This is a genomic window from Vibrio sp. 1CM23M (assembly GCF_023161755.1).
GTDB lineage: Bacteria > Pseudomonadota > Gammaproteobacteria > Enterobacterales > Vibrionaceae > Vibrio > Vibrio coralliirubri.
Window position 1 is genome coordinate 47,590 of record NZ_JALNTR010000013.1, and the last position, 13,146, is coordinate 60,735.

General features: G+C 44.1%; 13 protein-coding genes and 1 other RNA gene. 6 read left to right on the forward strand and 8 right to left on the reverse strand.

The genetic code is table 11. The features are described from left to right. Positions 1-5 precede the first annotated feature (5 nt). Both ubiH and MSG35_RS22475 read right to left on the reverse strand, forming a co-directional pair. Positions 6-1,184 carry a 2-octaprenyl-6-methoxyphenyl hydroxylase gene (gene ubiH / locus MSG35_RS22470; protein WP_172380401.1) on the reverse strand — a complete coding sequence of 393 codons (1,179 nt, stop codon included), beginning with the start codon at positions 1,182-1,184 and terminating at the stop codon, positions 6-8. A gap of 24 nt (positions 1,185-1,208) precedes the next feature. Continuing rightward, positions 1,209-1,784, reverse strand: a complete 576-nt coding sequence (locus MSG35_RS22475) for a YecA family protein (protein WP_048605821.1) — start codon at positions 1,782-1,784, stop codon at positions 1,209-1,211. A 308-nt stretch (positions 1,785-2,092) separates the two neighbouring features. On the opposite strand from MSG35_RS22475, the gene zapA reads away from it, so the two are divergent. From zapA to serA, 5 genes are all read left to right on the forward strand, one after another. Beyond that, the gene (zapA, locus tag MSG35_RS22480) at positions 2,093-2,401 is read left to right on the forward strand and encodes a cell division protein ZapA (protein WP_004735366.1); all 309 of its coding nucleotides are present in this window, start codon (positions 2,093-2,095) and stop codon (positions 2,399-2,401) included. 11 nt (positions 2,402-2,412) lie between these two features. Beyond that, a non-coding RNA gene (gene ssrS / locus MSG35_RS22485) (6S RNA) lies at positions 2,413-2,596 on the forward strand. A gap of 6 nt (positions 2,597-2,602) precedes the next feature. Beyond that, entirely contained in the window at positions 2,603-3,202 is a 600-nt protein-coding gene (locus MSG35_RS22490; protein ID WP_248366722.1) for a 5-formyltetrahydrofolate cyclo-ligase, read from the forward strand. 102 nt (positions 3,203-3,304) lie between these two features. Beyond that, positions 3,305-3,961, forward strand: a complete 657-nt coding sequence (rpiA, locus tag MSG35_RS22495; RefSeq protein WP_048605825.1) for a ribose-5-phosphate isomerase RpiA — start codon at positions 3,305-3,307, stop codon at positions 3,959-3,961. Between the two features lie 261 nt (positions 3,962-4,222). Next, positions 4,223-5,452, forward strand: coding sequence for a phosphoglycerate dehydrogenase (serA, locus tag MSG35_RS22500; protein ID WP_017059058.1), 1,230 nt, complete (start codon positions 4,223-4,225; stop codon positions 5,450-5,452). Positions 5,453-5,565: 113 nt separating this feature from the next. Here serA and MSG35_RS22505 read toward each other — a convergent pair whose 3' ends face one another. After that, on the reverse strand, positions 5,566-6,279 hold the full coding sequence (locus MSG35_RS22505) for an oxidative stress defense protein (RefSeq protein ID WP_048611414.1): 714 nt from the start codon (positions 6,277-6,279) through the stop codon (positions 5,566-5,568). A 111-nt stretch (positions 6,280-6,390) separates the two neighbouring features. Next, positions 6,391-7,287 carry a LysR family transcriptional regulator ArgP gene (locus tag MSG35_RS22510; protein WP_017059060.1) on the reverse strand — a complete coding sequence of 299 codons (897 nt, stop codon included), beginning with the start codon at positions 7,285-7,287 and terminating at the stop codon, positions 6,391-6,393. A gap of 142 nt (positions 7,288-7,429) precedes the next feature. Here MSG35_RS22510 and MSG35_RS22515 point away from each other — a divergent pair, with 142 nt between their 5' ends. Then, a complete protein-coding gene (locus MSG35_RS22515; protein WP_248385034.1) occupies positions 7,430-8,059 on the forward strand; it encodes a LysE/ArgO family amino acid transporter in 630 nt (209 codons plus the stop codon). A gap of 95 nt (positions 8,060-8,154) precedes the next feature. Here MSG35_RS22515 and mscS read toward each other — a convergent pair whose 3' ends face one another. The 4 genes from mscS to epd form a co-directional block, all read right to left on the reverse strand. Next, positions 8,155-9,021 carry a small-conductance mechanosensitive channel MscS gene (mscS, locus tag MSG35_RS22520; protein ID WP_048605830.1) on the reverse strand — a complete coding sequence of 289 codons (867 nt, stop codon included), beginning with the start codon at positions 9,019-9,021 and terminating at the stop codon, positions 8,155-8,157. Between the two features lie 377 nt (positions 9,022-9,398). Then, on the reverse strand, positions 9,399-10,475 hold the full coding sequence (gene fbaA / locus MSG35_RS22525; protein ID WP_010435694.1) for a class II fructose-bisphosphate aldolase: 1,077 nt from the start codon (positions 10,473-10,475) through the stop codon (positions 9,399-9,401). 155 nt (positions 10,476-10,630) lie between these two features. After that, entirely contained in the window at positions 10,631-11,794 is a 1,164-nt protein-coding gene (locus MSG35_RS22530) for a phosphoglycerate kinase (protein WP_017059064.1), read from the reverse strand. 166 nt (positions 11,795-11,960) lie between these two features. Beyond that, the gene (epd, locus tag MSG35_RS22535) at positions 11,961-13,010 is read right to left on the reverse strand and encodes an erythrose-4-phosphate dehydrogenase (RefSeq protein ID WP_081230754.1); all 1,050 of its coding nucleotides are present in this window, start codon (positions 13,008-13,010) and stop codon (positions 11,961-11,963) included. Positions 13,011-13,146 lie beyond the last annotated feature (136 nt).

Sequence of the window (13,146 nt, forward strand, 5' to 3'; positions counted from 1 at the left end):
TTACCTTATCTTTCTACTAGGCCAAGCGTATGACGCAAAAGTGGACCTTTAAGTGGTGGAAGGTTATCTATTACGGCTAACCCAAGATTACGCCCAATGCGAGCGGTCATATAATCGTTTGAGAACAGGTGAACTAGGCTTGAAGTCAACGTAATCGTTGCGTCTCTGTCTTGTTCTCTACGCTTTCTAAAGTTAACAAGACCACGGTAACGACCCACATCATCTAACTGGGTACACAACTCTTCTGCCAAGGAAGCCACATCTCGGATACCTAGGTTAAAGCCTTGCCCCGCAATTGGGTGAAGCGTTTGAGCAGCATTACCAACAATGGCAAATCGATGAGATATATTTTGCTGTCGGTGACGAAGAATCAGAGGGTAGCTCGCACGCTTGCCGACTTTCTCTAATCGGCCAAGTCGCCAGCCAAAGTCATTCTGCAGCTGATCAAGAAATTCATTGTCGTTTAGCGTCATCACTTTTTGTGCTTGCTCTGGTGTTAAACACCAAACCAGCGATAAACGGTTGTCACTCATCGGTAATAGAGCAACTGGCCCATGATGAGTAAAACGCTCAAATGCGCGACCTTGGTGGGGCTCACTCGAAACGATATTGGCAATCACAGCGACTTGCTCAAAGTCGTGCTCACTCAATGAGATATTGAGCTGTTGGCAACAGGTTGAGATTGCACCGTCAGCAGCAACCAATAACTTGGTGGTTACTGTTTGCCCACTTGTCAGTTCAATCGTCGTCAACGCATCTTCACGTTCAACTTTACTGACAGACTCAGGACAAAGCATGGTAATGGCCGCTTCTGATTCAAGTTTCTGTTGATAGATTCGACCCACATCTGCTAACTCGACCACGTAGCCAAGCGCATCTACAGCAAGCTCTTCACTGTAGATGTCTGTCATTCCGGCATGCCCGCGATCCGAAACATGGATATCTTTAATCGGGGTCGCGACCGGAGCGATAGATTGCCACAACTGCAAAGAATCCAGGATCTGCACCGTGCCATAAGACAAAGCAATCGAACGAGAATCAAACCCAGGGTGAGCTTGATGATCAACCTGATAAGGCTCCACTACCGCAATCGATAGTGAACCTTGGCTTAGGTGATTCAAAGCAAGGGCTAAGGTTGCCCCTGCCATTGCGCCACCAGCAATTACAACATCATACTGAGCCATCATAACCTCAAACCGGCCAACGAATTAATGAATGGTAGGCGCCGCATCTTCAGATGGGCGTGCACCAAATTCAGCATGAATCGTTAGTGCGCACGCTTTTACGTGCTCAATAACGTGTTCTAGAAGCTGCGCTTGTTCTTCCATATCATCTTCTTCGTCAATGCCTAGCTTAGCCATCTCTTCTAGATCAGCTAATGCTTCTTTTGCACTGTCAGACGCTTTGTTCAATTGAGCGCCAACCAAGCCTAAACCAGAAATGAAATGGTTAATCCAATCAGACACACCGTCAGCCAAGTCAAACAGGCTTGCGCTTGCGTCTTCGTCAGGCAGCAACATAGACAGTTCCATGCCTGAACCTGTGATTTCACTGGTCGTTACTTTCAGTGTCGCTTCCGCTAGCGTTAATGCGCGATCTGGCCAACCCATGCCTTCATTGGTGTAATCGAAGATCAGTGGTTGCCAGCTTTTATCTGCAAGGCTTAAGCCTCCGCTTAACATACCCGTTAATAAACCGTGCATCTCAGCAGGGGTTACGGCTAGACTTGCCGATTGAAGTTCAGTCGCAACCGTTAGGTAGTCAGGTAAAGTAGTTTCGCTCATCAGATAGCTCGCTCAGTTATTCTTTATATCGATAGTATAATCGTACCACTTCACCCCAATTCTGGTAAGCATCGATCCCCAGCAATTGAAGTATGACTGACTATCAATTGTTCAATTTGCTGAATTACTGTGTGCTCAAGCTCTCATTTACAAACAGTCACTCTGAAAAGCTTGAATCTTAATAGCGGTTTACCTATAGTTTCTCCCTCAGAGGAGATTGCTTCCTCATCGGTACTTGCACTTTTTCTTTCTCAAAAAATGGCGAAGGGCAACAGCCTTAAAATAGCGCGTTAAAGAGTTCATCCATCATGAGTAATCAAGCGGTAGACGTTGAAATATTAGGAAAACTGACTCGAGTGAATTGTCCACCAGGGCAAGAAGAGTCATTGATTGCAGCGGCGGCCGATCTTGATAATCGATTGAAAGAGATGGCTGAACGTACTAAGGTAACCAATGAAGTGAAGCTGCTGACTATCGCAGCTCTGAATATTTGCTACGAATTACAAACCAAGAAGTTTGAAGCAAATGATGAACAAAACGCACTGACCGAGCGAATGGAACAGCTCACGACATCACTTTCAGATGTCCTCAGTAAAGTTAAGCACGGACAGCAATAGCGTACACAAAATTTACCCTGGAGTGTTTGTCAGAGGATTCACGTCCCCGAGCCGATAAGCAATCCCTAAGGGTTAGTACTTGAGTGCTATTGAGCATGCTCGGCCCGACCGAGAAGCCTACGGTAATCATTGCTGATCCGCCTTGAACTCGCTGGTTCAAGGGCCATCTATTCTCAACGGCACTTTGGGGTATCCCTTCTTATGAAGACGCTCACACGCAGCGAATTTCGCAAACAGATCCGTATCAAGCGCAATGCCTTATCTGGCGACCAACAAACTCAATCCAGTATCGACTTAGTTAAGCAATGCATGCAGCTTGATGAGATTCAGTCTGCGCAGCATATTGCCCTCTATATCTCTATCGATGGCGAACTCGATACCCAACCTTTAATCGAATGGTTATGGGCGCAAGGTAAGCAAACTTATTTACCAGTATTGCACCCCTTCTCTGCCGGACACCTGCTGTTTCTGCACTACTCGCCAACCACACCGACGGTCTTGAATAAGTACGGTATTGTCGAACCTCAGCTCAATCAGATGCTGGTTAAACCTTGTCAGCAACTCGATCTCATTCTTACGCCCCTTGTCGGCTTTGACTCCCATGGCCACCGTTTAGGTATGGGCGGCGGATATTACGATCGCACCTTAGCGAAGTGGTTCGAGACGGGCGAAGGTGCAACTCCTATTGGTTTGGCACATGATTGCCAACATGTCGATACCCTACCGATTGAAGAGTGGGACATTCCGTTACCTAAAATCGTGACTCCGAGTAAAACTTGGCAATGGGAAAACAACCATTAAAGCGCTATAATCGCGCCGCAAACGTTAACCTCGATATATAAACGTTAACTTCAATACGCGAACGATTAATTCAAAGCGCAAGACCTTATTCAGGAGAATGGCATGACTCAAGATGAAATGAAAAAAGCAGCGGGCTGGGCAGCACTTCAATATGTTGAAGAAGGCAGTATTGTAGGTGTAGGTACTGGCTCTACAGTAAATCACTTCATCGACGCACTTGGCACAATGAAAGACAAAATCAAAGGTGCGGTTTCAAGCTCTGTAGCCTCTACTGAAAAACTAGAAGCACTAGAAATCAAAGTATTTGAGTGCAACGACGTATTCAAACTAGACATCTATGTCGATGGCGCAGACGAGATTAACGCTTCACGCGATATGATCAAAGGCGGCGGCGCTGCTTTGACTCGTGAAAAAATCGTAGCAGCTATCTCTGACAAGTTTGTGTGTATTGTTGACGGAACTAAAGCAGTTGATGTGTTGGGTAAATTCCCACTGCCTGTTGAAGTAATCCCAATGGCACGTTCATACGTGGCACGCGAACTGGTTAAGCTTGGTGGTGACCCAGTTTACCGCGAAGGCTGTACAACTGATAACGGCAACGTGATCCTAGATGTGTATGGCATGGCGATCGAAAACCCGAAACAACTAGAAGATATCATCAACGGTATCGCTGGTGTTGTGACGGTTGGTCTGTTCGCTCACCGTGGCGCAGATGTGGTTATCACAGGTACGCCTGAAGGTGCAAAAATCGAAGAATAAATAATAGAAGATTGAGTTTTTCTGTTACTTCATTACATACGGTGCCCTAGGGCGCCGTTTTTTTTGCTTTATTGCTGTAAAATTATGTCTTATTCCGTAATTTTCTTACCCAAAACATTTTTTTTTTGTTACTTTATTGTTCAGAAGACGCACAGGGAAAACGTTTGTCTCCTAACAGAGTGGTGAATTTGTTCCCCTTTCAGCCATTTTGTAGCACGTGCGCCGCATTTGCCCAACCTTTCCATTTTAAGGACGAGAACAATGGCCAAAGTTTCACTGGAAAAAGAAAAAATAAAAATTCTACTTCTAGAAGGTCTTCACCCTTCTTCTGTAGAAGTACTGCAAGCCGCTGGTTACACAAACATTGAGTACCACAAAGGCTCGCTGCCGGAAGATGAACTTCTTGAAGCAGTTAAAGATGCTCACTTCATTGGTATTCGTTCTCGCACTAACATCTCCCAAGAAGTTATTGATGCAGCTGAAAAGCTGGTTGCCGTCGGTTGTTTCTGTATTGGTACTAACCAAGTCAACCTTCAAGCAGCAGCAAAACGCGGTATCCCTGTGTTCAACGCACCGTTCTCAAACACTCGAAGCGTTGCTGAGCTGGTTCTTGGTCAGGTTCTATTACTACTACGCGGTATCCCAGAAAAGAACGCTCTTGCTCACCGTGGCATCTGGAAAAAGAGTGCAGACAACTCTTACGAAGCTCGTGGTAAGCGTTTAGGTATTATTGGCTACGGTCACATCGGTACTCAACTGGGTATTATTGCTGAAAACCTTGGCATGCGTGTTTACTTCTACGACATTGAAAACAAACTGTCTTTGGGTAACGCAACGCAAGTTCATACCATGACGGAATTACTGAACAAGTGTGACGTAATCTCTTTGCATGTGCCTGAAACCAACGAAACAAAAGACATGATGGGTAAAGAAGAGTTCGAGCGCATGAAGCCTGGTTCTATCTTTATCAACGCAGCTCGTGGCACGGTAGTCGATATTCCTGCTCTGTGTGGCGCTCTGGAATCTGGTCACCTTGCAGGTGCGGCGATTGATGTTTTCCCAACAGAACCAAAAACCAATGCAGACCCGTTTGAGTCTCCATTAATGCAGTTCGATAACGTGATCCTAACGCCTCACGTGGGTGGTTCAACTCAAGAAGCACAAGAGAACATTGGTGTTGAAGTGGCTGGTAAGCTAGCGAAATACTCTGATAACGGCTCTACGCTATCAAGTGTTAACTTCCCAGAGGTATCACTACCACTGCATACTGGAACGTCTCGTTTATTACACATTCACGAAAACCGTCCAGGCATCCTAACTCAGATCAACACCATCTTCGCTGAAGAAGGGATCAACATCGCGGGTCAGTACCTACAGACTGCGGCTGATATGGGTTATGTCGTTATCGATGTAGAAGCCGATCGCTCTGAAGAAGCGCTGCTTAAACTGAAAGAGATCGAAGGCACAATCCGTGCTCGTCTTCTTCACTAATCATCGCACTCAAAATGCATAAAAAAAGGCTCTCATTATGAGAGCCTTTTTAGTATTTGGCCTATCGTAGGTAATTAGATCATCATGATCCAAAACCTTCTATAGCAATGTCATTATTCTTCGATCTGGTAGATCACATTCACGCGATCACGAATGGTGATCGTTGAATCTTCATAAGAGTTCGATTCTGTTCTTGCATCCATTGCCATTGAACGCATGAGTACTGGCTGAGAAGATTGGGCGTTGTAGTCCACGCGCCATACATCACCTAACTCGCGCTCAAAGCCACTCGCTAATGATTTAGCTTTTGATGTCGCATCTTTAATGGCTTCTAAGCGCGCTTGTTCTTGATACTTAGCTTGGTCACGAACTTGCAGCTGGATGTTGTCGATCTGATTAATGCCCTGCCCAATAGCAATATCCATGTACTCGTTCAGATTAGCTAGCTCATTGACTTGAACGGTCACATTACGTGAGGCGCGGTAGCCAACCAGTTCCGGTTTGCCATCTTTCGGGTAATGATATTGAGGAGATAAATACAGGTTCGAGCTATGAACACTCGCCTCATCAACACCTGCTTGATGCAGCTTATTTAGAAAGCCTGTCACGACTTTATCAACGGTATTTTTAGCCTGTTCAGCAGTCATCGTCGATTCCACGACTCTCACAGAGAATGTCGCCATATCAGGTGTCGCGATCACTTCACCATAGCCTGTCGTTGAAATATGAGGAAAGGATGGAGAGTCAGCCAATGATGGAAAACTCACAGCACTCAACGCCGCAGTAAGAGTAAGAGACGTTGCTAACATCTTTGGTACAAGCTTCATTAGGTATGACCTATGCTAAACAAATGTACTTTCATCATAGAGCAATTTATCGTTTAGCCAATCCAGAGCACGCACTTCTAACAGAACTTTGACGCTGAAAAAACCAACAGTTTACTGAGGTAAGTGATTGTGAGCAAAACTTAATATCGCTTGGGATACCTCTTTTAATACCCCACTCTCAAGCTGCCAATGGTGCCAATAGATGCGATAAGAGAGCAGAAAGCCAGGGGTAATATCAATCAGAGCACCAGACTCGAGCTCATCGATAATCTGTAATCGAGGAATCAAGCAATAGGCGACACCCGACAACGCTAAGCGCACGAATGCTTCTGAACTGCCGACCGTATGATTAATCACACTGTCTCTCGGGACGTTAAAATGATCATGCAGAAACTTCTTATGCAGATCATCATATTGATCATAGGAAACCGCAGGTGCTTTGCTTAAGGTGGCGTAGTTTACGCCCTCTGCAAAGTAACGCTGATGAAAGTCAGGGCTAGCCACACACACATAATCCATCCTACCTAGATAGTCAGCACTGCAGCCAGGAATCGCTTGAGACTCCAAACTGATTGCACCAGCCACCTCGCCACTTTTAATCTTTTCAATGGTTCTCGACTCACCATGAATCGCTAGGTTCAACTCGACTTGGCGAGACTTCATCACATCCGACAAAGCTGGTAGCAACCATGTCGCCAAACTATCAGCGTTGGTCGCTATGGATATCGATAGTGGTTGAGTACCCTCTTCATTCATCAACTCAGGCACAAGCTCGTGCTCTAACAAACGAACACGGCGATATAAGCCCAGTAATTTTTTACCCGCAGGCGTTGGCCTAGGCGGGCTTTCTCTCACCAAGGCTGGCTGAGCTAACCACTTTTCCAACTGTTTGATGCGTTGAGATACCGCCGACTGGGAGATATATAACTGCTCAGCAGCCCTTTCGAAGCTACGTTGTTTTACTACAGCATCCAGTGCTTCTATCCATTTATAATCCAATCCGCGCATCAATTTACTTCCTTTTTAAGCTAACTCCCCATGACATTAGCAACTCTAATAATAGATTAAAATCATTAATTATACTTATTTAAAAGGTCGGAGTATCTTCGCCATATAGCACGTAAATATCGTTAAATAAGTGGAGGTTAAAATGAATTTTTGGGTTTTATTACAAGGTTTTGGTCTAGGGGCAAGCATGATTATCCCTATTGGCGCGCAGAATGCGTACGTCCTAAATCAAGGGATAAAACGCAATCATCATTTAACAACAGCAACAATTTGTAGCCTGCTCGATACTCTGTTTATCTCATTAGGTATTTTTGGCGGTGGAGCGATCTTATCGCAAAATGAATTACTACTTACCTCCGTAACATTAGGTGGCATCGCTTTTCTGACTGTGTATGGCTTGCTATCACTACGCAGTGCATTCAAAGTGCGCACCAGTGATGAATCGAAAGGTGAGATATTGGCGCGTGGCAAGCGCACCGTTATTTTGGGGGCATTGGCAGTAACAGTATTAAACCCACACCTCTACTTGGATACCGTGGTAATTCTTGGATCCATTGGTGGGCAATTTGAAGGCAACGACAGAATTGCGTTTGCTATGGGGACTATATTGGCTTCGTTCGTCTGGTTTTATTCCTTGTCATTAGGCGCTGCAAAACTAGGCCCGACGCTATCTAGACCTAAGGTTAAGAAAGGCATCGATATCGCGGTAGCGACCATGATGTTCGCCATAGCAGCTGTGCTTACCAATGGGCTTATTGAACAATACTGGTAAATCTGTTTTTCTTAGAAAACCAACAAAAAAGGCGGATAACCTAAGTTATCCGCCTTTCCTTATAAAAGCTTATAGTTATAAAAACTAACTAGAAATTAAGCTTCTACTTTATTCATGTGTACATCCATTTGCGGGAATGGAATTTCGATACCTTCGTTATCCAAGCCTTCTTTGATTGCTTGCATAAGGTCAAAATACACATCCCAGTACTCTGCTGTGTTAACCCATGGGCGAACAACAAAGTTTACTGAAGAGTCCGCTAGCGTGTGAACACCAACTTGAACACCAGGCTCTTTCAGTACACGCTCATCAGATTCACAAATCTTAGTCAGTAGCGCTTTTGTCTTTTGAAGATCAGCGTTGTAAGAAACACCAATCATCAAATCAATACGACGAGTATTATGACGAGAGTAGTTAGTAATTGGGCTACCGATAACGCTACCGTTTGGTACCACTACCATTTTGTTATCTGGCGTTGTTAGAACAGTTTGGAAGATCTGAATTGAATCAACTGAACCTGCTACACCACCAATTTCCACATAGTCACCAGACTTAAATGGACGGAATGCAACGATAAGTACACCAGCAGCAAAGTTAGATAGTGAGCCTTGTAGTGCAAGACCAACGGCTAAACCAGCCGCACCAATAACAGCAACTACAGATGCCGTTTGAACACCTAAACGACCAAGTGCAGCAATTAAAACAATAACAAACAATAGGTAGCGAACTAAGCCGTGAATAAATTCCACAACAGCTCGGTCCATTTTCTTCTTCTGAAGAACCTTAGACACGCTATTCGCTACTGCTTTAACAATAAGGTTACCAATAAATAGAATTATCAGTGCTGAAATGATATTTACGCCATATTGGATAAATAAATCTGAATTATTTGTTAACCACTGCTCTGCTTGAGACAAACCATCCACAAGTGGAGTCTCAATCGCTGTCGAACTATCAGCCATAATGTGCATCCTCTATATAATATGCTATGGGCTAAACTGCCTTAAGCCTAATTTACTCTGCAATATAATAAACAGTTTAATTACCGTTAAGTCATTGTGTTAAAAGTAAATTAAAGCCAAGTCCTTTTTATAAACTGAACCAAGTTCAGTTTTTCGGCACGATATCCTATCTTTGACAGATTACAAAGTCATATTTATGTAAGCTTTTGAATTACTAAAACTTACCGATAAACACAAATACCGATAACTAAAAGACTACGAAATTTATTCACCGTAGGCTAGGTTTTTCACATATTTAATACAAGTTTTTATCAGACATAAAAAAACCCGCTCGATGAGCGGGTTTTTAAAACTTAAAGAGTACTTAATTCAAAGAATTATAGTACGTCTACAGCGTTAAGGTCAGCAAATGCTTTCTCTAGACGAGCAACCATTGAAGCTTGACCAGCACGTAGCCATACGCGTGGATCGTAGTACTTCTTGTTTGGAGCAGCTTCGCCAGTTGGGTTGCCGATTTGACCTTGTAGGAAATCGAAGTTGTCAGCAGAGTACTGACGGATACCGTCCCAAGTTGCCCACTGTGTATCAGTGTCGATGTTCATTTTGATAACACCGTAGCCGATAGACTCTTGGATTTCTGCTTCAGAAGAACCAGAACCACCGTGGAATACGAAGTTTAGAGCGTTAGGTGCGATACCGAACTTCTCTGCACAGTATGCTTGAGAATCACGCAGGATAGTTGGAGTAAGTACAACGTTACCAGCTTGGTAAACACCGTGTACGTTACCGAAAGATGCAGCGATAGTGAAACGTGGGCTAACAGCCATTAGTTTCTCGTAAGCGTATGCTACGTCTTCTGGAGAAGTGTAAAGCTCAGATGCGTCCATATCAGAGTTATCAACGCCGTCTTCTTCACCACCAGTACAACCAAGTTCGATCTCGATTGTCATGTTCATTTTAGCCATGCGCTCTAGGTACTTAGCACATGTTTCGATGTTCTCTTCTAGAGACTCTTCAGAAAGGTCTAGCATGTGAGAAGAAAATAGAGGCTTACCAGTTTGTGCGAAGAACTCTTCACCAGCGTCTAGTAGACCGTCGATCCATGGAAGAAGTTTCTTAGCAGCGTGGTCAGTGTGCAGGATAACTGGAACACCGTAAGCTTCAGCTACAGCGTGTACGTATTTTGCACCAGCTACAGCGCCAAGAACTTGTGCGCCTTGACCTTCAAGTTTAACGCCTTTACCTGCGAAGAATGCAGCGCCGCCGTTAGAGAACTGAACAACTACTGGAGCTTTAACTTTAGCAGCTGCTTCTAGTACTGCGTTTACAGAGTCAGTACCAACAACGTTTACAGCAGGAAGAGCAAATTTGTTTTCTTTTGCTACTTCAAATACTTTCTGTACGTCATCGCCAGAAATCACACCAGGTTTTACAAAATCGAAGATCTTAGACATGGAAATAGTCCTATTTATTCTATCGTTTTAAGATTAAAAAACTTAAGTTTAAAAACTTGCAATCGTTTGCTCACAACTTATGCCATTCTAGCAAAAAAGTGTGATATGCAGCAAACGTTAAAAGGCGAGATTCACATCTCGCCTTTCTAAATCAATTATGCTTTAGCACGCTCTTCAAGCATTGCTACTGCAGGAAGTACTTTACCTTCAACGAATTCAAGGAAAGCGCCACCGCCAGTAGAGATGTAAGAAACGTCAGCTTTGATACCGAACTTGTCGATAGCTGCTAGCGTGTCACCACCACCTGCTACAGAGAAACCTGCAGACTCAGCGATTGCTTTAGAGATACCAGCTGTACCCGCTTCGAAGTTCTTGAATTCGAATACGCCTACAGGGCCGTTCCAAAGGATAGTTTTCGCGTTGCCGATGATTTCAGCTAGTGCCGCAGTTGAATCTGGACCAAGGTCGAAGATCATGTCGTCGTCTTGAACTTCAGAAACGTGCTTGATTTCAGCTTCTGCGTTTTCGTCGAATGCTTTAGCACATGCAACGTCAGTTGCTACTGGGATAGCACACTCTTTCATTAGCTTTTGAGCCGTTTCAACTAGGTCAGCTTCGTATAGAGACTTACCTACATTGTGGCCTTCAGCAGCGATGAATGTGTTCGCGATACCACCACCAACAACAAGCTGGTCAGCAATTTTAGAAAGAGATTCTAGAACTGTTAGTTTAGTAGAAACCTTAGAACCACCAACGATAGCCACTAGTGGGCGAGCTGGGTTGTCCATTGCTTTACCAAGCGCTTCAAGCTCAGCAGCTAGAAGAGGACCAGCACATGCTACAGGAGCGTAAGTACCAACGCCGTGTGTAGAAGCTTGAGCACGGTGAGCTGTACCGAATGCATCCATTACGAAGATGTCACATAGTGCAGCGTATTGCTTAGAAAGTGCTTCTTCGTTCTTCTTCTCGCCTTTGTTAAAGCGAACGTTTTCAAGAACAACAAGTTCACCAGCGTTTAGCTCTAGGCCGTTTACGTAATCTTTAGCTAGTTTAACTTCGCAGTCTAGTGCGTCGTTTAGGTAGTTAACTACAGGAGCTAGAGAGAACTCTTCGTTGTATTCGCCTTCTGTAGGACGACCAAGGTGAGAAGTAACCATTACCTTTGCGCCAGCTTCTAGGCAAAGTTTGATAGTTGGTAGAGATGCAAGGATACGTGCATCTGAAGTTACTTTACCGTCTTTTACTGGTACGTTTAGGTCAGCACGGATAAATACGCGTTTACCTGCAAGTTCCAGGTCAGTCATCTTGATCACAGACATGATTTGTCCTCTCAAATTTAAATAAATATAAAGTTTTGGAAACTCAGCAACCCTGCTAAGCCTATAAATTATTCAACTGGTAATTCTTTCACTACTAATAATATGTGGACTCTTAGTATTTATTTCAAGCTAAAAAATAAATAATCCGCACATTTGCTTCTAGGTCTTACTTCTTGCCTTCAGAAGCTTGCATTGCAAGAACCGTATCCAGCATTCGGTTCGCAAAGCCCCATTCATTATCACACCACACTAGCATTTTAACTAAGTGGCCGTTGCTCACTCGCGTTTGTGAACCATCAACGATTGCGCTATGGGGATCGTGATTAAAGTCGATGGAAACGAGCGGCGCTTCAGTATAGTCAACTATATTGTGTAATGTACACTGGGATGCATTAACAATGGTTTGATTTACGTCATTAACTTTCACATTTGCATTAATTGTGACACTTAAATCCATCGCTGTTACGTTTACCGTCGGCACACGCACAGATATAGCTTCAAATTTGTTGGAAAATTTCGGGAAGATTCTTTCAATACCTTTATGCAACTTGGTATCGACCGGAATGATCGATTGGCTTGCTGCTCGAGTACGACGCAAGTCGCTGTGATACGCATCGATAACTTGTTGATCATTCATTGAAGAGTGAATAGTCGTAATCGTACCTGACTCGATGCCAAAGGCGTCATCAAGAACCTTTATGATAGGGACAATACAGTTGGTGGTGCATGAACCATTGGAAACGATTCGGTGGTCAGCTTCGATGGTGTCGTGATTCACACCATAGATAATGGTGTTATCGAGGTCATTGGCACCAGGGTGAGAAAACAGTACCTTTTTCGCGCCAGCAGCGATGTGCGCGAGGCCGTCATCTCGGCAACCATAAACACCGGTACAGTCGAGAACAACATCCACCTCAAGGTCACGCCAAGGCAACAGATCAATATCAGCAAGATGTAAGATACGAATGGTATCAAACTCACCCTTGTCTTCAGCACCAATGCCATGATGGACATAAATGTGCTCTTGATCGTTAGAGATTTTCTTACCGAAGCGGCCGTGACTGGTGTCGTACTGCAATAGGTGAGCCATAGCGTCAGGCTGAGCAAGCTCATTGACAGCTACTACTTTGATTTGTTGGCTTTTGCCACTTTCATAGACAGCGCGCAATACATTACGCCCTATTCGTCCAAATCCATTTATCGCGACTTTTAGCATAGTTCCGTATATCTAACCAAAATTTCGTGCAACAGATGATAACTGAATCCTACCCAAAAGGCATTACTTGAATAACTCAGCTTGTTCATGACAGATTGATCTGTTGCTTATAGAGATGAGTCTAGGAGAAACAAAT